Origin of the sequence: Actinotignum timonense, assembly GCF_030216305.1 — a bacterium.
Classification (GTDB): domain Bacteria; phylum Actinomycetota; class Actinomycetes; order Actinomycetales; family Actinomycetaceae; genus Actinotignum; species Actinotignum timonense_A.
Genome location: NZ_JASOKT010000005.1, coordinates 1 through 22,462 on the forward strand (window position 1 = coordinate 1; position 22,462 = coordinate 22,462).

Annotated in this window: 20 protein-coding genes and 1 tRNA gene; 5 read left to right on the plus strand and 16 right to left on the minus strand. The window is 61.8% G+C overall.

Annotated elements, in window-relative coordinates; all coding sequences use genetic code 11:
* Positions 1-187: 187 nt before the first annotated feature.
* The 9 genes from QP305_RS04170 to fucP all read right to left on the minus strand — a co-directional run bounded on the left by QP305_RS04170 (position 188) and on the right by fucP (position 6,987).
* The gene (locus QP305_RS04170) at positions 188-460 is read right to left on the minus strand and encodes a hypothetical protein (protein WP_284904135.1); all 273 of its coding nucleotides are present in this window, start codon (positions 458-460) and stop codon (positions 188-190) included.
* A 9-nt stretch (positions 461-469) separates the two neighbouring features.
* The gene (locus tag QP305_RS04175; RefSeq protein WP_087070647.1) at positions 470-811 is read right to left on the minus strand and encodes a cupin domain-containing protein; all 342 of its coding nucleotides are present in this window, start codon (positions 809-811) and stop codon (positions 470-472) included.
* 11 nt (positions 812-822) lie between these two features.
* The gene (locus QP305_RS04180) at positions 823-1,701 is read right to left on the minus strand and encodes a methyltransferase domain-containing protein (RefSeq protein WP_434736386.1); all 879 of its coding nucleotides are present in this window, start codon (positions 1,699-1,701) and stop codon (positions 823-825) included.
* Positions 1,702-1,841: 140 nt separating this feature from the next.
* Positions 1,842-3,125 carry an enolase C-terminal domain-like protein gene (locus tag QP305_RS04185; RefSeq protein WP_284904137.1) on the minus strand — a complete coding sequence of 428 codons (1,284 nt, stop codon included), beginning with the start codon at positions 3,123-3,125 and terminating at the stop codon, positions 1,842-1,844.
* A 100-nt stretch (positions 3,126-3,225) separates the two neighbouring features.
* Positions 3,226-3,299 (minus strand) — tRNA-Ile (locus tag QP305_RS04190).
* Positions 3,300-3,390: 91 nt separating this feature from the next.
* Complete coding sequence (locus tag QP305_RS04195) at positions 3,391-4,176, minus strand: amidohydrolase family protein (protein WP_284904138.1); 786 nt, start codon at positions 4,174-4,176, stop codon at positions 3,391-3,393.
* Between the two features lie 51 nt (positions 4,177-4,227).
* A complete protein-coding gene (locus tag QP305_RS04200; RefSeq protein WP_284889589.1) occupies positions 4,228-5,016 on the minus strand; it encodes an SDR family oxidoreductase in 789 nt (262 codons plus the stop codon).
* Positions 5,017-5,118: 102 nt separating this feature from the next.
* Entirely contained in the window at positions 5,119-5,538 is a 420-nt protein-coding gene (gene fucU, locus QP305_RS04205) for an L-fucose mutarotase (RefSeq protein WP_274734593.1), read from the minus strand.
* 69 nt (positions 5,539-5,607) lie between these two features.
* Positions 5,608-6,987, minus strand: coding sequence for an L-fucose:H+ symporter permease (gene fucP, locus QP305_RS04210; RefSeq protein WP_284904139.1), 1,380 nt, complete (start codon positions 6,985-6,987; stop codon positions 5,608-5,610).
* Positions 6,988-7,626: 639 nt separating this feature from the next.
* On the opposite strand from fucP, the gene QP305_RS04215 reads away from it, so the two are divergent.
* Positions 7,627-8,394 carry an IclR family transcriptional regulator gene (locus tag QP305_RS04215; RefSeq protein ID WP_284889592.1) on the plus strand — a complete coding sequence of 256 codons (768 nt, stop codon included), beginning with the start codon at positions 7,627-7,629 and terminating at the stop codon, positions 8,392-8,394.
* A gap of 94 nt (positions 8,395-8,488) precedes the next feature.
* Here the strand turns inward: QP305_RS04215 and dnaG are convergent, their stop codons facing one another.
* The 3 genes from dnaG to dusB all read right to left on the minus strand — a co-directional run bounded on the left by dnaG (position 8,489) and on the right by dusB (position 13,333).
* Positions 8,489-10,603, minus strand: coding sequence for a DNA primase (gene dnaG / locus QP305_RS04220; RefSeq protein ID WP_284904140.1), 2,115 nt, complete (start codon positions 10,601-10,603; stop codon positions 8,489-8,491).
* 123 nt (positions 10,604-10,726) lie between these two features.
* Positions 10,727-11,977: a deoxyguanosinetriphosphate triphosphohydrolase gene (locus tag QP305_RS04225; RefSeq protein ID WP_284904142.1), complete on the minus strand. Its 1,251-nt coding sequence runs from the start codon at positions 11,975-11,977 to the stop codon at positions 10,727-10,729.
* Positions 11,978-12,079: 102 nt separating this feature from the next.
* On the minus strand, positions 12,080-13,333 hold the full coding sequence (dusB, locus tag QP305_RS04230; protein WP_284904144.1) for a tRNA dihydrouridine synthase DusB: 1,254 nt from the start codon (positions 13,331-13,333) through the stop codon (positions 12,080-12,082).
* 288 nt (positions 13,334-13,621) lie between these two features.
* Between dusB and QP305_RS04235 the strand changes: the two genes are divergently transcribed.
* Entirely contained in the window at positions 13,622-14,398 is a 777-nt protein-coding gene (locus tag QP305_RS04235) for a PRC and DUF2382 domain-containing protein (protein WP_284904145.1), read from the plus strand.
* A 98-nt stretch (positions 14,399-14,496) separates the two neighbouring features.
* Positions 14,497-14,841 (plus strand): PRC-barrel domain-containing protein, encoded by a 345-nt coding sequence (locus QP305_RS04240; RefSeq protein ID WP_284904146.1) that lies wholly within the window; start codon positions 14,497-14,499, stop codon positions 14,839-14,841.
* 71 nt (positions 14,842-14,912) lie between these two features.
* Here QP305_RS04240 and QP305_RS04245 read toward each other — a convergent pair whose 3' ends face one another.
* Positions 14,913-16,067: a YibE/F family protein gene (locus tag QP305_RS04245; protein ID WP_284904147.1), complete on the minus strand. Its 1,155-nt coding sequence runs from the start codon at positions 16,065-16,067 to the stop codon at positions 14,913-14,915.
* Positions 16,068-16,258: 191 nt separating this feature from the next.
* Here QP305_RS04245 and QP305_RS04250 point away from each other — a divergent pair, with 191 nt between their 5' ends.
* Positions 16,259-17,491: a lipid II:glycine glycyltransferase FemX gene (locus QP305_RS04250; protein ID WP_284904148.1), complete on the plus strand. Its 1,233-nt coding sequence runs from the start codon at positions 16,259-16,261 to the stop codon at positions 17,489-17,491.
* 85 nt (positions 17,492-17,576) lie between these two features.
* Here the strand turns inward: QP305_RS04250 and murJ are convergent, their stop codons facing one another.
* Both murJ and QP305_RS04260 read right to left on the minus strand, forming a co-directional pair.
* Positions 17,577-19,394 (minus strand): murein biosynthesis integral membrane protein MurJ, encoded by a 1,818-nt coding sequence (gene murJ / locus QP305_RS04255; protein WP_284904149.1) that lies wholly within the window; start codon positions 19,392-19,394, stop codon positions 17,577-17,579.
* A gap of 15 nt (positions 19,395-19,409) precedes the next feature.
* The gene (locus QP305_RS04260) at positions 19,410-20,642 is read right to left on the minus strand and encodes an ATP-grasp domain-containing protein (protein WP_284904151.1); all 1,233 of its coding nucleotides are present in this window, start codon (positions 20,640-20,642) and stop codon (positions 19,410-19,412) included.
* A gap of 99 nt (positions 20,643-20,741) precedes the next feature.
* On the opposite strand from QP305_RS04260, the gene QP305_RS04265 reads away from it, so the two are divergent.
* On the plus strand, positions 20,742-20,978 hold the full coding sequence (locus QP305_RS04265; protein WP_087070929.1) for an RNA-binding S4 domain-containing protein: 237 nt from the start codon (positions 20,742-20,744) through the stop codon (positions 20,976-20,978).
* 60 nt (positions 20,979-21,038) lie between these two features.
* Here QP305_RS04265 and QP305_RS04270 read toward each other — a convergent pair whose 3' ends face one another.
* The gene (locus tag QP305_RS04270; RefSeq protein ID WP_087070930.1) at positions 21,039-22,436 is read right to left on the minus strand and encodes a glycine--tRNA ligase; all 1,398 of its coding nucleotides are present in this window, start codon (positions 22,434-22,436) and stop codon (positions 21,039-21,041) included.
* Between the last annotated feature and the right edge of the window lie 26 nt (positions 22,437-22,462).

Sequence of the window (22,462 nt, forward strand, 5' to 3'; positions counted from 1 at the left end):
CCGTTCGATTAACAGTCGAATGCTCTGCCATTGAGCTATGCGGGAATTTGCAACAGAAAAGATAATAGTCAATGGCGGGCCGTGAAGCAACTTGAGAGGTGTGCGCTCTACCACCCTCACCTCAAAGCGCTGCTATCGCCGGGCTTTAGCCATACCTGAGCCGTTGCTACACGTGCCTCAGACGTTGCTACACGTGCCAGGACTGCTCACTACCACCGCAGTTCGCCACCACCACCGCAGCTACCTGCTCCCCCGCGCCAAGATCAGGCGCGGCCAGGTGCTGGCGCAGGGCGCGCCCGGCGAAGAACATGACAATGAGCAGGATGACTCCCACAATCGCGGCGGCGATCATGCGCCGGCGCGCGATGCGTTGAATCTCCTCCGCCTGGGCCGCGTCCAGGGCGCGGGATTCTTGCGCCTCAGGCTCTTCAGGCAGCTCCGGTTTCTCGGGTTGTGACATGGGGCTACTCTAGCCCACGCTCTGCCCGGTGAGCATGAACAGCACCATCTTGGTGGGAGCCAGGGCGCGCACCGCGTGCGGGAGGCGGGTGGGCAGGTGCACGAGCCCGCCGGGGCGCAGCTGCACCGTGCGTCCCTCCGTACGCATCTCCACTTCCCCTTCCAGCACCTGGATGAGCACGGGCACGGCGGCAGTGTGCTCGGAGAGCTCCTCGCCGGTATCGAAGGAGAAGACCACCACATTCGCGCCTTCAACGCGCAGCGCGGTGGTGGAAACGGTCGAGGCGGCGGCGTAGTCCACCGTGGCGCCCAGATCCTCCAGGTAGGAAAGTTGCGGGGTGTTCTCACTCATCGGTTGTCCTTTCAGTTAGCGGTGGTAGCGGAAGTGCCGGCGTCGGTGGAGCCGGCAGTGCCAGTAGCGCCAGCAGCACCGGCAGATTCAGCGGGCTTGCGGGCCACCATGGCCACGCCGGCCAGGTGGTGGCGGTACTTGCGGAAGAGCGCACGCATGGCCAGCACCCGCGCCCGCAGCTCTTTATCGCGCAGCACGTTGCGGAGGATACGCGCCACCCCGCGCAGGCCTTCGTCGGCCAGGTTACGCCGCAGGGAAAGCAGGGCCATGGGGGCATCCCCCACCCATTCCACCTCGAAACCGGCATCGGTGAGCACCTGCCGCCATTCGGCCTGGGTGAGCGGGCGCGCGTTGACGCGAATCGTCTGCGCCAGGCCTTTGCGCAGGGTATCGGCAATGGCCGGGTCGATACTATCCGGGGTGAGGCTGAGTTCGTGGATGGCGTAGCGCCCGCCCGGGCGCAGCAGCCGGAAGGCCTCGCCCACAATCGCGGCCTTGGAGCTCGCTCCCTGCATGGTGAGCATCGCTTCGCCCACGACCACATCAGCACCGGCATCGGGTAGTCCAGATTTTTGCGCGGTGGAATTAACGACGACGCCGCCCACTTTCTCCACGATCCCCTTGACGCGGGTCACCGCATTCTTGTCTTGATCGACTCCGGTGTAGGAGTGGATGGGCTCGGAGATAATGAGTTCCGCGGTTCGGCCCAGGCCGGGGGCGAATTCCACGACGTCCGCGCTGGCCAGCTGGGCGTGCTCAAGCATGGCCTTCGTCAAATGCAGACCGCCGGGGCGCAATACCCGTTTGCCGGCGCGGGCGAGCACCCAGTGCCCGGCGGCGGTGGCGGTGGGACGATCAGATTGCGGAAGTGGAGCATTGTCATCGATCATGAATTCACCTTAATGCCGCGGCTCCACGAAGAAAAGAGGCGTCCACGATGATTGCTCAAGCTGCAGGTGTCGCGAAAGCGGGGCGGCCATAATGATGGCGCGCCCCGCTTCCTTATTCTGCTGAGAACCTAGCTGCGATACTAGCCGCGATAGGTGTACTTCTGGGCAGTTTCGAGCGTCATTTCGGTGCCGTTACCCGGCGCCATCTGCGGCATGTAATTGCCGTTCTTGATGACGGTCGGGTGAACGAAGTGCTCGTGCTGGTTATCCACGTATTCAATAACGCGGTTCTCAGTGGTACCCGAGACGGCCACGTAGTCGAACATCGCGAAGTGGGCCACGGCTTCGCACAGGCCCACCCCACCGGCGTGCGGGCACACCGGCTTGTTGAACTTCTTCGCCAGCAAGTATTCGAGAACGATTTCCTGCGGGCCAGCCACGCGCGTCGCGTCGATCTGCATAATACCGAAGGCGTTCATCTGCAAGTACTGCTTGTAGAGAATACGGCTCTGCATTTGTTCGCCGGTCGCCACCGGAATCGGGTTGATTGCCCGCGCGATGGTGGCATGCCCGAGGACATCGTCCGGCGAGGTCGGTTCTTCCACCCACGCCAAATCGAATTCGTGGAATTCGTTGATCCAGGAGATCGCCTGGGGTACATCCCAGACCTGGTTGGCGTCCACGGCAAGCTTGACATCCGGGCCGATAGCATCGCGAGCCAAACCGAGGCGGCGGATATCTTCGGCAACGTCGCGCCCCACCTTGAGCTTGATCTGCTTGAAGCCCTTGACCTCGGTTTCTTCCTTGGCCAGGGCCACCATCTTCTCATCGGAGTAGCCCAACCAGCCCGGCGCAGTGGAGTACCCGGGGTATCCATTAGCGATGAGGTTGGCGATGCGTTCTTCCTTGCCGCGCTGGCCGGCGCGCAGGATCTCGATAGCTTCTTCGGGGCGCAGCGCATCCGTCATGTAGCGGAAGTCGAGGGTAGAGACGAGTTCTTCGGGTTCCATCTCACCCAGGAGGCGCCATAGCGGCTTGCCCGCGCGCTTGGCCTTAATATCCCAGAGCGCGGAGAGCAGGGCACCGATGGCCATATGCTCCACGCCCTTTTCCGGGCCGAGCCAGCGCAGCTGGGAATCGTGGACGAACAGGTCCCAGGCCAGGCGCATATTATCGAGAAGTTCCTCAACATTGCGCCCGATGAGGGCCTGAGCCATGGAATCAATAGCCTTGCACACCACGTCATTGCCGCGGCCAATGGTGAAAACAAAGCCCACACCGATGATTCCGTCATCGGCATCGGTATTCACTTCCACATATGCCGAGGAGTAATCCGGATCCGGGTTCATGGCATCCGAACCGGAGAGAGTATTCGAGGTGGGGAAACGGAAATCATGCGTTGTTACGCCGGTAATTTTTGACATGAAAGCTCCTTGACGTGCCGGCCTGTGGGCCAAGCGCGGTGGATAAACCTATACGTTGAAACAGGGAGGTAGGAACGGCGGCGGCGCCGCAGACGAACGGTGCCCCCGGCAGGACTTGAACCCGCGACCGATGGATTATGAGTCCACTGCTCTAACCTGCTGAGCTACGGGGGCAACTGCTTTATCATAACAGCGCCGCGTGCCAGCTCCTACCCTTGAGAACAGCGGTTAACAGCAAATTGTTTATTTCGTTGTCACACCGTCCTTAAAGTCCGTAACAGCGTTGGGCGGTGCGGTGGAAGATGTCGGCGTCGTCGCCATAAAAACCACGCAGGAGCGCGAGGTTCTCCACAAAACTGGAGTACAGCGAAACTACCGGCCAATTCGAGGCGTACATGAGGCGCTGCGTTCCGAACAGCTCGGTGACGAAACTCAAAATGCCCTCGTTAGCCGTGTTATCAGTATTCGGCAGCCCGGAGACCTTGCAGAACACATTGGGCAGCGAAGCGAGTTGCGTCATCGCATCCCGGTAGGGGGTGTCGAGACTTTCGACATTCCCCAGGTGGTCGATGACGATACGGGCTTCGGGCACCTGCGCGGCTGCCCGGTACAGATCACCGAGCTCGCCTACGCGGATGCACGCATCGAAGGTGAGTCCGTGCTGGGCAAGCTGAGCGAGCCCGGCCAAGAAGCCCTCCTCCAGGCAACGCCCGCGGGGCTGCGAATCGATATGGAGAGGTTCGCGAATTCCCACAATCCCTTCGGGGATCTGGGTATTCTCCGTCAAATCGGTGCGCAGCACCGCCCCGAGAATCTCGGGATGGGCGGCCCGGCGCTCTTTGGTGAGCTCAACTTCTTGGGCGGCATCGGCCGTATCTGCTTCGACAACAACGGCACCCCGGAAGTTGATATCTTCCTGCTGCCGGTACGCCTCCAGGAGTTGATCGAATGTCCACGTGCGGGTGATGCTCCCATCCGTTGTGGCCAACCACGGCAGATCTTGGGTGTCCAGATCCCAAACGTGGAAATGGGTATCAATGAGTTCTAGCACGGTCCTGACCTTCCTCTCTTCCTGTCAGCGTTCCGTTGATGCGCGGCGAATTTAGCTCAGGGCCCGGTCGAGGTGGACGTAGCCGCCATCCGGGAAGAGCCACTGGCCGGTGGTGTGGCTGGAGCGATCCGAGAGCAGGAAGGCCGCGAGCGCACCGATTTCTTCCACGCGGGTCATGCGCTTGCCGAGCGGAATCTTGTCCTCGATGAGGGCCAAGCGGGCCTTCTGGGCTTCTTCGTCGCCGAAGGTCTTGATCCACTTGGCGTAGAGCGGGGTCCAGGCTTCGGCCACCACGATGGTATTGACGCGCACATTGTCCTTGGCGAGCGCGGCGGCCCATTCGCGGGTCAGGCCCAGGATTGCGCCCTTGGCCGCGGCGTAGGCGCTGGTCTTGCCCTGGCCGGTGATGGCCGTCTTGGAACCGATATTGACCACGGCGCCCTGGGATTCCTTGAGGTAGGGAACCGCCTGGTGGACGAGCTCGTAATAGTGGGTGAGATTGCCGTGCAGGGACTTCTCAAATTCACGCCAGCCGGTGGATTCCAGGTCGAGGTTGTCATTGGCGCCGGCGTTATTAACGATGCCGTCGATATGCCCGTACTTCTTGTAGGTTTCCTCCACGATGGGCGCGATGCCGTCGGTTTCGTTGAGGTCGAGGGAGTAGAAGTCCCAGGTATCGGTCAGCGAATTCATTTCATCGCGGTACTCGTCGAGAATCTGGGAACGGTTGATAACAACCGGGATGGCGCCTTCCTTGGCGAGTTCCACAACGATTCCCTTACCGATCCCGCGCATGCCACCGGTCACGATAATAACTTTGCCTTGCAGATGCAGATCCATTATTTTCTCACTTCCATTGTGTGGTGGGTAGCGCTGCTATGAGCCGTACTACCCGTACTACCCGCGGACGGCCCGTTCCGTCCGTTTTTCTGGACGCCCGTTTTACAGGACGCCCTTCTTGAGGATGATATTTCCGTAGGATGCGGTTTCACCGGTTGCGACGACGGCGAAAGTTGTGCGAGCGTGCTCGTAAAAATCAAAGCGCTCGAAGAGATGCTGCTGGTAATCCCCCTCATGAGCGGAGATAATCCGAGCGTATTCGTTCCAGACCTCGGGAGCTTCATCGCCGGGAACCGGTTCCATGAGGGCGATCTGCCACTCGTTGTAACGATCCAGAGGAATAAGGTTCAAAATTGCATCCAGCAGCACCGGGATGGTGATGCCATCGGCGCGAATCACGGTGTCATTGGTGGACTCAGAGGGGAAGTTTGCATCGGCGAGCACGATCTCATCGCCGTGTCCCATACTGGCCAGCGTGTAGAGGAGTTCCGGGCTGATAACCGGAGAAATATTCTTGAGCATGGTGTTCTCACTTCCGGGTGCCGGGCCGCGTCCATGCGACCCGGCACCCGTGCGTTAGAAAGGGAATAATTAGTCGGCGATGATTTGCGCGTTGGCATCATCGGCTTCAGCGAGCGCGTCCAGATCCTGCCGGCGAGCGTAGAGCGCGTAGCCGAGCATAACCGCGAAGCACACCAGAACCACGATGAAGGAGAACTGGGCGCTGGTGTGGTCGAGGATAAGACCCTGGAGCGGAGGCACAACCGCGCCACCGATAATAGCCATGACCAGGCCGGCCGAACCGAACTTGGTGTCATCACCCAGGCCGGTCAGTGCCAGGCCGTAGATGGTCGGGAACATGAGGGAAATGCAAGCGGAGAGGAAAGCAATACTCACGGCGCCCACGATATTTCCGGAAACAATTCCCAGCCCAGTGCAGATGATGCCGAGGGAGGCCATGACGGTCATGAGGACACGTGCATCAACACGACCCATGATCCACACCATGAGGAAGCGCATGATGAGGAAGCAAATAAGCGAGCCTTGCAGCCACCAGCCCGCGGTGGTGCGATCCACCCCGAGGGTTTCCATGACGTAGAAGATGATGTAGGTCCAGATGCAGGTCTGAGCGGCGATATTGCAGAACTGGGCAACCACACCGAAGCTGTAGAGCTTATTGCGCATGAGACGCATGAAGGTACCCTTGCGGCGCTTCACGCCGGCAGCCGAATCGGAGACCATCGTGCGGCGCTTCTGAATCTTCACGAAAGCGATGCTGATCGCCAGGAAAGCATAGAGGCAGCCGAGGGCGATGTAGGGAGCCATAACAGCCTGGAGCTCATCGGAACGGGTAGCCAGGAGCTCAGCTTCCGGCATGCTCGCACGTTCTTCAGCGGTTGCCACGTGGATATTTGGCAGGATGAAGAGGGTGGCAGCCAGCACACCAAGATTGGATCCGATCGGGTTGAACGCCTGGGCCAGGTTGAGACGGCGGGTAGCCGTCTTTTCCGGCCCCATCGCCATGACGAAGGGGTTCGCGGAGGTTTCCACGATGGACAGGCCGCCCGCCAGGATGAAGAGGGCAGCGATGAAGGCTCCGAAGGTCATGAGCTTAGAAGCCGGGAAGAAGAGGAGTGCACCGGCGGCCGCTAGGCTCAGGCCAATAACGACGCCGCCCTTGTATCCCAACTTCGAGTTAATGTACGCCGCGGGAATGGCGAGGAGGAAGTAGGCTCCGTAGTAGGCGAATTGCACCAGCGAGGACTGGAACGCCGACATGTGGAACACCGAGGAGAATACGTTGACCAGCGGTGCGGTCAAGTCCGTGGAAATACCCCAGGCCGCGAAGCACGAGACGAGGAGCACGAAGGGAACCAACATTCCCGGCCACACAAATGGCGCTTTCTTTTTCGTTCCGGCAGCCACTTCACCGTGAGCCGAAGGGACCGCAACCGAATCCTGATTAGACATAGATGTTACTTTCTTTACACGAACGACATTTTCATCATTGAAAGTCATGGGAAGTGGGGGTTCCTTTCTCCCCCGGCAAGGAACGCTAGCTCGGTAGCACTCCGGCCCTTCCGGGATTCGCCAGCTTCACCGCCGCCGTACCCTGCGTGAATGTGCCATCGTATTTCCGCGCTAGCGAGGGTAAATCAGCCTCCCATCGAGCCTCAGATCCATCGATACGCGCAAGCACCTGCCGCTTTCGCGTAGCTGCTCGGCAATGTCAAGATCGGCTCAGACCTTCACACCACCGTCGCTGTGACTTAGCATAACCCCATTTTTTCATTTGTTCCACCCTATGGACTTGAGTTCCATATTTGATTTTTCGTGTACGCACCGGCGCCCTACTCCTCTCTAGGCGAAAGATGCTAGGACCTAGCTGGATTTTCTTCGTGAGCTTCACTACGGACGATTATGGGTCGCGAGACGAAAGTTACCACCGCGGCGGTTATCGTTGAAGAACATCGAAATAATTCCACATACTGGAACACGGTTCCTTAAGATTCTTGAGATTGTTCCTTTCCCCAGGCCTGCGCGCTAAAATATGGCATCGTTACGACCGTGCGCGGCGTCGCGAACAGTCGATGAGAAAAGAGGTTCCCTGTGGCGCAGCCTTCCAAAAGTCCTAAGAATCCCGGAGCGGCGGATAAAACACTTATTGTTTTGCGGGCCACTCTGGAGCATTCGCGTTTTACCGATATCGTGGAGGCCTCCGGGCTGGCGAAATCCAGCGTGCATCGACTCTTGCAAAGCCTTGTTGACTACGAGTTTGTGACGGTCAATGAGGAGGGTAATTATTTAGCGGGACCGGCTGCGATGGCCCTGGCCAGCCACGCTTTTAAAAATATTGATATTTCCGAGCGTGCTCAGCCTTTTATGCGCGAATTGGCCCGCAAGGTGAAATGCCAGGTACACGTGGGGGCCCGTACTCGCAATGAAGCGGTATATGTGGCCATCGAAGAATCGGAGATGCCCTACCGTATTCCCTCTGATATCGGGGATAGACTTCCCCTACATTGCACCTCGATTGGGAAGTGCTTGCTCGCCGCGCAAAGTGATGACACCGTGCGGAAATATATTGCCGATGTGGGATTGCCCCGTAAAACTCCGCGCACGATCTCCACGGCCAATGCCCTTTTCGCAGAGCTCTACCAGGTGCGCGATTGCGGTTACGCGGTTGACGACGAAGAAAACGTGCCCGGTATCCGCTGCGTCGCGGTTCCCATCCGCAACCATATGGGCCGAGTGGATCACGCCATGTCGATTACTACGCTCGCCTTGGAAAAAACCATGGACGAAGTCATTGAGCTGGTTCCTTTCGTGGTGGAGACAGCCGGAAAGATTTCCCGCTCGCTGGGCTACTGGGATTAACTCCGCGACAGGAATTAACTGCGTGGCAGGGATTAACTGCGCGGCAAGGACTTACTTCGCAGCAGGAGCTTAGCTGCAAGCCTGCGGGAGTGAACTACCCCAACTCCATGCGCTCCTCACATGTGCGGCGCTGCGCCTCGAGTTCCATGAGGCGGGCGAAGTGCTGCTGGTAGGCGGCATCCTCCGGGTTGGTGCGCTGAAGCGCGGAGCGCACATCCTCGATTTGGCGCAGCACACCTAGCCGAATGAGCGCGAGGGCAATCCCCCACACATAATGCGGGAGGCGCTGCACATCGGTCTCGGGAAGCGGCTCGGCGGCGAGCTGGGAAATCACCCCGGATAGCTCCGGGCCCCCGGCCGCGATCACCGCCTCCACGTAAGCGGCGCTCGCTTGGGGTTCGGCGTGTTCCGCGTCCATACCCGCGCCGGTCAGCTGCGCGAAGCGCTCGGCGAAGACCCGGGTTCCCCCCGCCGCCCGAATCGCCGTATGAATGGCGTGGTGCACCGGATGAGTGAACGTATGCGGAGGTAGATTATCCATCTCCGCCCGCGCCGCAAAAGCCGGAAGCTGAAGATAAATCTCCAGCGCGGCCCGCTCCACTTTTTCGGTAGGGTCACGCAGCTGCGACACCGGCGGCAAGGTCGCCGCCCGGTGGGTACCGGCATCGGCGCCACTCCCCCACGCTGCTCCTCCCGGCTGCACCGTACCCGTCGTTTGCGCTGCCGCCTGGTACGACGGCGCATTCCCCGGCTGCACCGCGACTCCCACCTGCTGCGGTCCTCCGGCCGCTAGCGCTCCCGGGGCGTGCTCGCTGGCTGCCTCCAGCACGGCGCGTGCCTGGGCTCGCCCCTGGCGCCCGGCTTCTGCCACCGCCTGGCGCACCACATGCTCATCCATACCGAGCCAGCCGGCCAGATTCCGGGTGTATTCCCCGCGCAGTACCCGGTCCCTAATCCCCGCCACAATCGGCGCGCTCACCCGCAGTCCGGCACTGCGACCCTCCGCGGTGGTGAGCGGAAGATCCTCAATCAGGGAGCGAATAGCGAATTCGAAAAGGGGGCGCCGCCCGGCGATCACCTCGCGCAGCGCTTCATCCCCGCGCTGGAGCCGCACATCGCAGGGATCCAGGTTATCCGGCGCAATAGCCACATAGGTTTGGGTGGCGAAAGCCTGATCTTCCCCGAAAGCGCGCAAAGCTGCCTTCTGGCCGGCGCTATCGCCGTCGAACGTAAAAATAACCTCGCCGCCGTAAGCCTTCCCGGAGGAGAGCACCACCCCGGCGGCCGGATTGGCGCCGTCGCCCAAAAGCCGCCGCACAATTTTGACGTGCTCGGCGCCGAAAGCTGTACCACACGTTGCTACCGCCGTGGTGATTCCGGCCAGGTGCGCGGCCATGACGTCCGTATAGCCCTCCACGATCACCACAGAACGCGAGGTCGCGATCTCCTTCTTCGCGAGGTTGAGGCCGTACAGCACCTGCGATTTCTTGTAGATAGGTGTTTCGGGGGTATTGAGGTATTTCGGGCCGCGATCATCCTCGCCGAGGCGGCGCGCCCCGAAACCGATAGGTTCGCCGGTAATGGAGAAAATCGGCCACATGAGCCGCCCGCGGAAACGGTCGTAGAGCCCGCGGTTGCCCCGGGTGGCCAGGCCCGCCGTTTCGATTTCCCGGTCGGAAAAGCCGTGGCTGCGCAGGTGCGTATAGAGCGCGTCCCAGGAGTCCGGAGCGTAACCGCATTCAAAATGGTCAATGGCCGCCCGCTCAAAACCGCGTTCGGCCAGGAGCGTGCGGGCCGGGGCCGCCGCCGGGGTATCGAATTGGGCGCGATAGAACTGCACGGCAACACGGTGCGCATCGATGAGCCGCCGCTTGGAAGGCTCCCCCGGCCGCCGCTCGCGTGCACCTTCGTAATGCAGCTCGATTCCGGCGCGCCGCGCCAGCAGCTCGACCGCCTCCACAAAGTCAATACTTTCGGCCCGCTGCACGAAAGCGAAAACGTCGCCGCCTTCCCCGCAGCCGAAGCAATGCCAGCGCCCCAGGTTCGGGCGCACGTGAAACGACGGAGTTTTCTCATCATGGAAGGGGCACAGGCCTTTGAGGGAGTCCACCCCACCGGGGCGCAGGGCCACGTACTGGGAGGCGACGTCGTCGATCCGCACCGCGGCGCGCACCCGATCGATGTCTTCCCTTTTGATGAGCCCGGCCATGCCGCCTAGTCTAAGCGAGCCCGCCGCGCAGCGCACGCTCGAACCGTTTCACGCACTCAACATGTTCCGTACGCGCGAACCGCGGCGCGCGCAGCGTACGCCGAGGCCGCGGGCGCCGGAAGATCAGTGCCGCAGCATCCCGCACAGGTGCGCGTGCCACTGCCGCGCCGAAAGATCGGTGAGCGAAGCAACCTGGTCAATAACCAAACGCAGCCGCGCGTCCTTATCGCTACTCGCCCACAATTCCGCTAGGTGCGGCTCCAACTCATCCGGATGCTCCAAGAGCGCCTCGACGAGGTCGAAAATAATGGCGCGCTGCTCCACGTAATGCGGTTCGTGTTCGCGCGGAGCCATAACATAGGCCACCGCGATCCCTTTCAGGACCGTGATTTCGGCGAAAGTTTCTGGTGGTACGACGACGTTACCGTTGTAGCGCACCAATTTGCCATGCCCGGACTGCGCCCAGGTTGCCTGGCATACGGCGGAAACAAAACGGCCGATGAGGTCGGAGGTGAGGTCCTTCATGCGGGCAAAATCACGGTAGTTGCCACCGAAGTGCACCGGCCAGGCTTCTTCGCGCAGCAGGCGGTCAAGCGCATCGGACAGCTCCCCCGTGCTCGGTTCGCCATACCAGGCCAGGGTATCCTCCACGACTTTCTGGCGCTCCCCCGGGTCGGTCAGGCAGGACGGGTCGAAGAATCCGCGGGCGATCGCATCTTCAACATCGTGGACGCTATAGGCAATATCATCGGCCAGATCCATGATTTGGGCTTCGACGCAGCGGTTGTGCCCGTGTTCGCCGTGAATCCACTCGAAAATATCAGCATCATCGCGATAGTAATTGAATTTCGGGGTTCCGCCCGGGCCTTCGTTATTACCCCAGGGGTATTTGATGACCGCATCCAAGGTGGCGCGGGTGAGGTTGAGGCCGGCCGGGCGCCCGGTGCGAGTGGTGCGTTTCGGTTCCAGGCGGGTGAGGATGCGCAGGGTTTGGGCATTGCCTTCGAAGCCGCCGATTTCCTCCCCCACTTCCGCGAGGGCCCGCTCCCCGTTATGCCCGAAGGGCGGGTGCCCGAGATCATGGCACAAACACGCGGTTTCCACGATATCCGGGTCGCATCCGAAGTTTTTCGCCAGCGAGCGCCCGATTTGGGCCACTTCGAGGGAATGGGTGAGGCGGGTGCGCACAAAATCATCCGATTCGGGCCCAAGCACCTGGGTTTTCGCGCCCAGGCGGCGCAGCGCCGAGGAATGCAGCACCCGCGCGCGGTCGCGTTCAAAATCGGTACGCGAACGGGATTTGGGTGGTTCATGCACCCAGCGTTCGCGGTCATCCGGCCCGTAAACTTCGGCCGCCCCAAATAAATCCGTCACAGCTAGAGGGTACCAAGCCCGCGGGCGGTGCGGTGGCGGCGAGCGGTGCGGTCGTGACGGGCGGGGCACCGGGCCTGAGGCAAGCGCCGCGGCGTGGCTGGTTTAGCCGCCGGAAATATCGAGTTCGGCTTCGTGGATCCGGGCAGCTTGCTCCGGGGTAAGCTCGCGCGAATCGAGCCAGCCATCGGGCAGATGCGGGCGTTTTTCCCCGCCTGCGCGCCCGCGTTTACCTTCCGCGGCCGCCGGATAAGGCTGATCCAAGTCCAGGGCCTGGAGGCGTTCGTGGAGTTCCTCCAAGGTGGAGACCAGCCCCAGCGAGTGGCGGGTTTCCCCACCCACCGCGAAGCCTTTGAGATACCAGGTGATGTGCTTGCGCAGCTCCCGCATGGCTTTATTTTCACTTCCGAAATGCTCCACCGAGAGGCGGGCGTGGCGCTCGATTATCGCGGCAACTTCACGCAGCGTGGGGCGGCGCTGGGCACTGGCCCCGTGCATGAGAGCAGCCAGATCATAGAAAATCCAGGGCCGGCCCTGGCAGCCGCGCCCGACAGCCACCCCGGCGCAGCCGGTATGGGCGCGCAGCGCGGCGGCATCTGCGGCGTCGAAAACATCACCGTTACCAAAGACGGGCAGGTCCGTGGAGTCTACGAGCTCCGCAATAAAATCCCAGTTCGCGTGGCCGGCGTAATGCTGCGCGGTGGTGCGCGCGTGCAAGGTGAGCCCGGCCACTCCGTAATCTTCGGAGATGCGGGCCACGTCCCGGAAAGTTTCGTGGGCGGCGTCAATCCCGATCCGGAACTTCACGGTGATGGGCACGGCGTGATCGCGCCCGCGGTTCGCGGCGCTCGCTGCTGCGGTGGCCTGGCGCACCAGGTCCTCGTACAAATCCAGTTTCCACGGCAGGGCCGAACCGCCCCCTTTGCGGGTGACTTTGGGGGCCGGGCAGCCGAAGTTAATATCGATGTGGTCCGCACGGTTTTCCTCGATGAGGAGCCGCACCGCCGCGGCCACCACCTTGGGTTCCACCCCGTAGAGCTGGATGGACCGCACCGGATCGCTCGGATCGGGCTGGATCATAGTCATGGTTTCCGGGGTGCGTTCCAGCAGCGCCCGGGAGGTAATCATTTCGCACACCCACAGCCCGGCTGGGGTGTAGGAGCCGCGTGCGTGGGCTTCTGGGGAGGGCGTATCCGGTGCACTGCTGGCCATCGCGCGCTGAATTCCCGCTTCGGCTTCTTCACGGCAGAGCTGGCGGAAAGGCGGGTTGGTCACCCCGGCCATCGGCGCGAGCATGACCGGCGTGGCCAGAGTCAGATCGCCCAGCTGAATCGCCGGCCATGCGGCATTCTCCGCCATATGCTTCCCTTCTTCCCTTCCTGCGTCATGGATGAGGGTACCGCACGGCCAGCAGCGAGAGTTATTCCGTGAGCTAAACACCCAGCTATATGACCTGCATCACGGTAGGCTACAAGTGAACTCACCAGAGTTCCCAGGCAGATTGCGTTCTTCCCGCACCGCCCACGCCGCGTGGAGCCCAGGCTCTTCCGCCGTGGCTGGGAAGTAGGTGTCACCACCACACGTGAGCAGTTAGTTTCGGCTACCTGGCCTCGGTTCTACATTTTCTATCAGGAAGGCACACCACATATGGCCGAGAACAAGAATGTTCAGGATCTCCTGAACGCCACCGCATTTGATTCCCATAACGATAAGCTCGGCGGGGTTAAGGAGGTATTCCTTGACGCCGAGACGGGCCAGCCCTTCTTCGTGGAAGTGAGCCACGGGCTCTTCGGTATGTCCTCCAGCCTCGTTCCGCTGCGCGGTTCGCACCTCGAGGGTGAAGAACTCCACCTGGCTTTCGTCAAGGATGCAATTAAGGATGCCCCTGATTTCGATGTGGAACAGGGCATCACCCCCGAAGAGCAGGACCGCCTGCTCGCCCACTACCACCTCACGGATGCGCACGAAGGTGACCGCTACGCTACCGAGGTTCCGCCGGTAGGTGCCGGTGAGCCCCGCACTGCGGCCGAGCATCCCGCCCCGGTAACTGACGCGGATGATAATTCCGTGGTTCGTTCTGAGGAGCGCCTCAATGTTTCTAAGGACAATGTGGCGACCGGTACCGTGCGGCTGCACAAGTACGTTGTGCATGACACCGAAACGGTGGAGGTGCCCGTGACCCGCGAAGAAGTGCGGGTGGAACGCACCCCTATCAAGGAAGGTGAAGAGTACGTTGGTGAGATTTCTGAAGGGGGCGCCGCTGTCACCCTTCATGAAGAGCGGGTCAATGTAGAGAAGGAAACCGTACCCGTTGAGCGGGTATCTCTCCATAAGGATGTCGTGCAGGATACCGAAACGGTCTCCGAAGATGTAGCCAAGGAACAGATCGAAATCGAAGATGAAACGGGCCGCTCTACCAAGTAGTAGGCTCGTGAGAAACCTGGCCTGCTAGGCACAGCCAGGCAGGAACGTGAGCCACGCAGGCACGTCAGCCGCGCAGCGAAGCTAGGGAAAGAGGAAGAATGGCTGAGGTAACCGTCCGCGACATTATGGATGCCACCGCTTATGACCGCTCCGAGGCGGAGATTGGGCCGGTGCGCGAGGTTTTTCTCGATGATGCCAGCGGGCAACCCACCTTTGCCCTCGTCGGGCGGGGATTATTCAATCTTCGCTCCGCCCTGGTTCCGCTGCGCGGTTCGCGCCTGGTGGAAGGCAAACTCATCCTCTCGGTTTCCGCAGAAGCGGTGGCCAGCGCTCCGGCCTGGTCGGTGGAGGACGGCCTGACCGAGGACCAACAGCAGCGTATTTACGAACATTTCGCCCTCACCGATATTGCCGACGGCAAGGAGCACGCTACTAACGCTTAGGCACCAGATCTCCACGGGAACCCGGTCACTAACGTATCGCCTGCTGTTTAGCCGCCCCGGGGAATCACAAGCTAGGCGCTCACCCGATCCCGCCCCGGTGCCACGGGGGCGAGGAGCGCGGCTACCGCCGTCGTCAAAGGAATCGCCAAGACCAAACCAACAGAAGCGGCCAGGGTGCGGGTGATCTCCTCCGCGATCTGCTCCACCTGCATGAGGTCAAGGAACGACCGCTGGTAAATCGAGGCAAGAATAAGAAGGGGCAGCGAGGCCCCTACGTAGGCAAAAGCCAGCGTGTAAACGGTTGAGGCAATATGGTCGCGCCCGATGGCCATCCCGCGGCTGATGAGGCGGCGGCGCGGCGTGCTCGGCGATTCGGCATGCAACTCCCAAATGGTGGAAACCTGAGTAATAGTGACATCATTGAGGGCCCCCAGCCCGGCCAGAATAATCCCCGCCAGCAGCAGCGTGCGCATATTGATACCACCCAGACTCCAGGACAGCATCGCGGTTTGTTCCCCGCCCGTGCCGCTCAAGTTTTGGGCGCCCACCGCCCACACCGCCACCGCCGTGGTAATAAGAAGCCCGAGGAAAGTGCCGATAATCGCGGTGGTGGTGCGGATAGAAATACCGTGAGCCAGATAAATCGAGGCGAACATCATCGCCGAAGCCCCGGTGAGCACCACCGCGAAAGCATTCCCGCCGCCGGCCAGCGCCGGAATAATAAAGAAGCCAACCACCAGGAGGGACACCCCCAGGCCCGCGAGCGCCGCCAGCCCCTTCCAGCGTGCCACCGCCACAATGACCAGCACGTACAGCCCGGCGAGCAGCGCCAGGGGCATCCCACGTTCAAAATCAACAAAAATATGGGCGGTGCCCGAGGTGACCATAGCCGGGTTGAAACGGGCTTCGATTACGTCGCCCACTTCCAGCCCGGAGGCCACCACCTCGGCGGGGACATGCACAGGAACCGGCACGCCCTCAACCTCCATCTCCACCGGGGTCTGACCCTGGGCATCCGTCTGCCCGACCGAGGTAATCGGCCCGCTCACCATCTGCACGCCCGGGGAATTCAGCGGGATAGAGCCCACCGGGGACTCCCCGCGCGGCCACAGCACCACCAGCGCAATCGCGGTGAGAAGCGCGAGGGGAACAACAATAGCGGCAAGTAGGCGCCCGACCTTGCGGCGCACTCGCGCCGGGACCTCAATATCTGAATGATGATGCACGCCTTCAGGCTACCGGCCCGCCGCCGCCCGCGGGAGAAGCGCGCGCCCTGGTGCCACGAGGCGTGGCGGCGCGGGTACGGTGCGCACGGCGGTAGACAGCGCGGCGGGACGGGGCGCCCGCGCCGTACCACCACACCTGGGAACAGGTGTTTCCTCCCGCCGCCGCGATACGCACTCGCTAGACTGTATGCATGCATTTCACCACCTTGACCGCCGAGGAATACGTTTCCGCAACCCGCCACAGCCCGCGGCTTTTCCTCGCCCAGCTTCCCGAATACGGCCAGTGGCGCACCGAGCAGGGCGATGCCGTTGATTATGTGGGGGTGCGTGATGGCGCGCAGGTGCGCGGCGTCGCCCTTATTACCTACCAGCCGTGGAAAAAGCTTTTTACTCGTGCCATTATTACCAATGGCCCTACCCTGGATTGGGAGGACGGCGAGCTGGTGGAGTTCTTTTTCGCGCAGCTCGCCGCGTATCTTGCCACCAAGAAGCGGGTGATTGCGCTACGCATCACCCCTAATGTGCCCGCCGCTTTCTATGCGGACATCGAAAAAGTTGCGGATTCGCCCCTGGGGGCGCGGGTGACCGAGCAGCTGCGCGCGGCCGGGTTCCAGCATATTCCCGTGGACCCCAATGACCCGGCCGATATTCATTTTATTTATACGAAAGATATTGCCGGGAAGAGTTTCGAGGAGATCGCTGATTCCCTCACGAAAACAATGCGCCGCCAGGTCAAGCACGTGGGGCGCTACGGCGTGGAGGTACATACTGGCGGTGTTGAACTGTGGGATACCTTCCACCAGCTTTACGAATCCTCGCGCGAACGCACCGAGATGGCTGAAATCTCTGATTATTCCGCGCAGCTGTATACCGGGATGATGGAGAAGCTGGGCCCCGAGCGCGCTTTCCTCGCGATTGCCTACGCGCATCCGGCCACCTACCTGGAGGAGATCACCGTGAATATCGCCCGCCTCGATGAGCAGATCGCGCAGAATTCCACCGAGCCGCGCACCCGCAAAAAGGAGGGCGCCCTCAAAGAGCTCGGCAGCCAGCGTGCTTCCCTCCTCAAGCAGGAAACCGAGGCCCGCGATTTGGCGCAGCGTTACGGCAATAATGTGCCTTTTGCCGGGGTTCTGGCTCTCCGCTGGGGTGATGAGCTGGTGCAGCTGCTCCGCGGCTTCAACAAGGATTTCACCACCTATAACCGTGATTACCCGGTGGAATCGACCCTGCTGCGCTGGGCGGCCGCCCACGATATTTCCACCTACAACACCCTCGGGATTTCCGGTATTTTCGACGCCACCGGCCCCGATTACCCGGTCCTCGAGTACAAACGCAAGCTCAACGGGAACGTGGAGGAATTCATCGGCACTTTCGCGCTGGCCTTGCGCCTAGAAGCCAAGCTCACGGGAGCTTTGATCTAGCGGTTTCGGCACGCTACCGCGCCGCACCGGGTACGACGACGGGGCTGCGCCGCCGGCGCAGCCCGGCTAGCTGCCACCAAGCCGATTAGCGGCGGCGTAGGCGGGCCAGGATCCTACCCACGGGGCGGAAAAGCACGTCGATTTCTTCCATTTTTGCCAGCTTCATGCCACCCACGTACACCAGCACCATGACGCTTCCCCCCACGATGAGGGCCAGGAGTGCTTGCACGGGGCTCATGGGGCTAAAGACGGGGCCCACCAGGCGGGCCGCCCCGTAGCCGGCCGCGGCTGCCAAGCCGGAAATCCCCAAGAGTTTGATATGGAAGGAAGCCAGGACTGCGCCGTCGACCCCACCCATCCGCGGCGAGAGGTGCCACAGCATCACGATGACCGCAAAAATATTGGCGAGTGAGCCCACAATACCCACCGCCCACACCACGTGCTGGGGCGGGAGTAGCGCGCAGAAAACCGTGAGCACGCAGGAGGCTCCCTGGAACGGCAAACTGATGAGGAAGGCGCCGCGGGTGTCCTCGAAGGCGTAGTAGACGCGGTCGAGCACGCTCACCGCACCGATGCCGAAGAGCCCGAGGGCCATGGAGGCCACCACTTTCCCGAGGGTGACGGCCTGTTCCGCGCTCGACGTGATGGCGAAGAGGCGGGAAACGGGGACCGCGAAAACCATGAGGCCGATGGCGGCCAGGAACATGATGGTGGAGACGATGCGCAGGGTGCGGGACACGTCGCGGCGCATCCGGTCCCGGTCGCCGTCTGCCGCGGCCCGCGAGATGCGGGTGAAGACCGCGGTGGCAATGGAAACCACGAAGAGTGAGGTGGGTAGGGAGTAGATCGTGTAGGCGGTATCGTAGGCGAAATTGCCCGCCACGTACTCGGAGTTCATCCCCATGCGAATGGCCCGGTCAGAGGCCCCGGCGGCGGCATTGGAGATGAGCGCCGTCGGAATAATGGAGGTGATCATCATGAGGAGCATCCACCAGGAAGCCCGGCCGGCCGCCCCCAACCCGGAATTGCGCCACCGGAAATCGAAACGGAAATGAATGCCCAGGCGGCGCAGCGGCCAGATGAGGATGAGGGCTTGGGCGACGATCCCCAGGGTGGAAATACCGCCGAGCCAGCCCACCCGCGAGGCCGTCCAGCGCCCCGCTTCCAGGGCGTCTTCCGGGGTGGCCGAGCCGAAAAGAGCGAGGATGGCGAGCATCCCGAGCACCGCCACCACGTTATTGAGAGCCGGCGCCCACATATAGGGCCCGAAGTTTTCGCGGGCGTTGAGGATCTGCCCGATCACGGTGTACATGCCGTAGAAGAAAATTTGGGGCAGGCACCAGTAGGCCCAGGCCACCGTGAGGCGATACCAGTCCTCGGACATGGTGGCGGCCATGACCTTGACCACGGCGGGCGCGGCCAGGGTAATGAGCACGGTCACCGCGCCCAGGCCCACAATCGCCACGGTGAGGAGCTTGTTAATAAAGGCGGCGCCTTCTTTTTCCCCCCGTTTGGTGGCCCGCACAATGGCCGGCACCAGCACCGCATTGACCAGGCCTCCCACAATAATCATGTAAATAAGATTGGGGAGTTTATTGGCGATCCCGAAAGCGTTGCCGGCCGGCGAGGTCAGGCCCACCACCGCGCCGAGGAGAATCGGGGAGCGCACCAGGCCGAGGATACGCGAGACGAGCGTGCCGAAGAACATAATGATGGAGGCCCGCGCGGCGCTCGCGCTTTTTTCGCTCGCGGTATTCTCGCTCGCGCTTTTTTCACTCGAGCTGGCGAAGGTTTCGGGCTCGGGGCCTGCGCCGGCGGATTCCGCTAGATCCGGGAGGGCATCCGCACGGTCGTCGGCCACAAAATGCCGTCCGCTAGGGCGGCGCGGGGGGAAGAAACGCATGCTTCGAGCTTAGCCTTAGAATCCAGATTCGGTGGGATGCGGATAGAAGCGCCGCATTTTCTGCACCGCACGAATATCGGAGAGCATCCGGAACAGGGTGCGCTTGGGGTGGCGGTCCTTGCTATAGGCGATCGGGTTGACCACCGGGCCGCGCCTCCGCACCCGCCGCACCTGCTCGGCCAGCTGCGGATCGCGCAAGTAGCGGCGCCCCGCCAGCCAGGCGGGAATAATCGCGAAAATGCCGGCGCGATTGACCCGCTGAAGCGGTGCGGTTTCCCCGGCCATATCCGCAACCAGGGCGCGCGCCAGATTCACCCCGCCCACCTTGAGGTAGTAGTGCCCGCGCCCGGCCCGCGGATTGAGATCCAGCCAATAGGCCCGGCCGGTACGCGGATCAATTTTCACGTCCATGGAGAAGAAGCCCCGCAGGCCCACCTCGCGCACGATCCGCTCGGCGCGGTCGGTGAGGAACCCCTCCGGATCGGTGAGGATAATCCCGGCATTGCCGATGAGCGAAGGCTCATGCAGCCCGAGCAGCACCCTCCCCGAGCCAATAGCGCTCAGGTGCCCGCGCGAATCGATATACCCATTGACAACCCACTGGGTAGTATCATCCCCCGGAATGAGTTCCTGGGCGATAAGGTCAATATCGACCTGGCGGCCGGCAAGCGTGGCAAATTTCGCGCGGGCCGCTGCGGCGTCGTCGAATACCTCCACCTTTTTCAGGCCCGTCGCGTACAGCGAGGTGGGGTTATCCGCGCGCGCGGGTTTGACGACAATGGGGAAGGGCAGCGTGGCGAGCGCCGCGTCCCAGGTCTCGGGTTGGGAAAGATGTACGACGGCGCGCCGCGGGGCCGCCTCCCCCACCTTTTCGTACACCTGCGCCATCGCCTCTTTCGAATTCGCGAGGTCCACGACATCCGGCGCGGCGAAAGGGAAGAACCAGTTGGAGGCGAGGCGGTGCCGGTTGCGCACAATAACATCCACGCCCTCATCAACATTGACCAGGCAGATGAGGCGGCGATCCGCGAACTCCGCGGCCAGGGAATTGAGCAGCGCCACGAATTTTTCTTCGTCCTCCATAATATGGCGTTCGCAGTAGCGCACCGAGAGAATGGAGGAATTATTAATATGCCCCCGCGGGTATTCGGCGACGACGAGCGAGGTCACCCCGTAGGTCTCGTGGAACAGCCGCGCGAAACTATAGGCTTCCACCTCATTACCGAAGATCACCGGCAGTGCATCCATACGTGTTCTCCCTCCGCGCCCGGCCGCGGGCATGGTTATTATGCTAGCAGCGCCGCGCTAAAGTAGAAGGCAGCACTCCGCCCCCGTGAAAGGACCATCGTGACCGAAGCCGATATCCCCAGCATTGAGGTTCGTTTGCCGATTAAGCTCGGCCAGTTTGTGAAATTAGCATCGCTGGCCGCCTCCGGTGCCGAAGCCCGCGAGCTTATTGAAGCGGGCGATATTAGCGTGAACGGCCAGGTAGAAACCCGGCGCGGCAGCGCGCTGAGCGACGGCGATGTGGTTGCCCTCGCCCAGCCGCGCGGTGCCTTGCGCGTGCGGGTAGCGAGCCTCTAGCAACTCGGCAGCCGGCGGCCGCGCACAGCGAAACGCCAGCCGCGGGCCGCACTCACAGTCCTAGCAGCCCACCAGTTTCTGGGCCAGGAAGCCCTCCACTTTCTCCAGCGGGATCCGGACCTGCTCCATGGTGTCGCGGTCGCGGACCGTCACCGCCTGATCTTCGAGGGTGTCGAAGTCCACGGTCACGCAGTACGGGGTGCCAATTTCATCCTGGCGGCGGTAGCGGCGCCCGACCGCTCCTGCGTCGTCGAAATCAACATTCCACGAGGCCCGCAAGCGCGCGGCAAGATCCGCCGCCAGGGGCGTGAGCTTCTCGTTACGCGAGAGCGGGAGCACCGCGGCCTTGACGGGTGCCAGGCGCGGATCCAAGCGCAGCACGGTGCGCTTATCCACCCCGCCCTTGGTATTGGGGGCTTCATCCTCCACGTAAGCATCCACGAGGAATGCCATGAGCGAGCGGGTCAGCCCGGCCGAGGGCTCAATCACGTAGGGAACGTAGCGCTCCCCGCTGGCCTGGTCGAAGTAGGACAGGTCCTTGCCCGAATGCTTGATATGGGTGGTGAGGTCGAAATCGGTACGGTTGGCGATGCCTTCCAGTTCGCCCCAATCCGAACCCTGGAAACCGAATTTGTACTCGATATCCACGGTGCGCTTAGAGTAGTGGGACAGCTTTTCCTTGGGATGTTCGTACAGGCGCAGGTGCTCCGGGTTGATGCCCAGGTCCTTGTACCAGTCCAGGCGCTGGTCAATCCAGTACTGGTGCCATTCTTCATCCTCCCCCGGCTTGACGAAGAACTCCAGTTCCATCTGCTCGAATTCGCGGGTGCGGAAAATGAAGTTTCCGGGGGTGATTTCGTTGCGGAACGACTTGCCGATCTGGCCGATGCCGAAGGGCGGCTTCTTGCGCGAGGTGGTTTGCACATTCGCGAAATTCACGAAAATACCCTGGGCGGTTTCCGGGCGCAGGTAGTGCAGGCCGGATTCGTCTTCCACCGGGCCGAGGGTGGTTTTCAGCATCATATTAAAATCGCGCGGCTCGGTCCATTGGCCCTTCACGCCGCAATGCGGGCAACCCAGCTCCGCGGTGGGAATGGAATCCGGGTCGTCAATATGCTTCTTGGCGGCCAGCGCTTCCTGGAGCTGGTCCATGCGCAGGCGCTTGTGGCAGTTGAGGCATTCGATAAGCGGATCGTTGAACACGCCGACGTGCCCGGAAGCAACCCACACCTCCCGCGGCAAAATAATGGAGGAGTCGATACCCACAACGTTATCGCGACTTTGCACCATGTAACGCCACCACTGGCGCTTAATATTTTCTTTCAGCTCGGTTCCCAGCGGGCCGTAATCCCAGGCCGAACGGGTACCGCCGTATATTTCCCCGGCGGGGAAGACGAAACCGCGGCGCTTGGCCAAAGAAATAACGTTATCGAGACGGGAGGGAGCAGGCTTAGCCAACGTTGTTCCTTTCTATTGCGCGCATC

Coding starts and splice junctions, on each gene's coding strand:
- QP305_RS04170 (WP_284904135.1), bottom strand. CDS start 460: ATGTCACAACCCGAGAAACCGGAGCTGCCTGAAGAGCCTGAGGCGCAA.
- QP305_RS04175 (WP_087070647.1), bottom strand. CDS start 811: ATGAGTGAGAACACCCCGCAACTTTCCTACCTGGAGGATCTGGGCGCC.
- QP305_RS04180 (WP_434736386.1), bottom strand. CDS start 1,701: ATGATCGATGACAATGCTCCACTTCCGCAATCTGATCGTCCCACCGCC.
- QP305_RS04185 (WP_284904137.1), bottom strand. CDS start 3,125: ATGTCAAAAATTACCGGCGTAACAACGCATGATTTCCGTTTCCCCACC.
- QP305_RS04200 (WP_284889589.1), bottom strand. CDS start 5,016: ATGGATCTGCATCTGCAAGGCAAAGTTATTATCGTGACCGGTGGCATG.
- fucU (WP_274734593.1), bottom strand. CDS start 5,538: ATGCTCAAGAATATTTCTCCGGTTATCAGCCCGGAACTCCTCTACACG.
- fucP (WP_284904139.1), bottom strand. CDS start 6,987: ATGTCTAATCAGGATTCGGTTGCGGTCCCTTCGGCTCACGGTGAAGTG.
- dnaG (WP_284904140.1), bottom strand. CDS start 10,603: ATGGCCGGGCTCATCAAAAGGGAAGACATCGATCGGGTGCGCGCCGCG.
- dusB (WP_284904144.1), bottom strand. CDS start 13,333: ATGGCGGAGAATGCCGCATGGCCGGCGATTCAGCTGGGCGATCTGACT.
- QP305_RS04235 (WP_284904145.1), top strand. CDS start 13,622: ATGGCCGAGAACAAGAATGTTCAGGATCTCCTGAACGCCACCGCATTT.
- QP305_RS04240 (WP_284904146.1), top strand. CDS start 14,497: ATGGCTGAGGTAACCGTCCGCGACATTATGGATGCCACCGCTTATGAC.
- QP305_RS04250 (WP_284904148.1), top strand. CDS start 16,259: ATGCATTTCACCACCTTGACCGCCGAGGAATACGTTTCCGCAACCCGC.
- murJ (WP_284904149.1), bottom strand. CDS start 19,394: ATGCGTTTCTTCCCCCCGCGCCGCCCTAGCGGACGGCATTTTGTGGCC.
- QP305_RS04260 (WP_284904151.1), bottom strand. CDS start 20,642: ATGGATGCACTGCCGGTGATCTTCGGTAATGAGGTGGAAGCCTATAGT.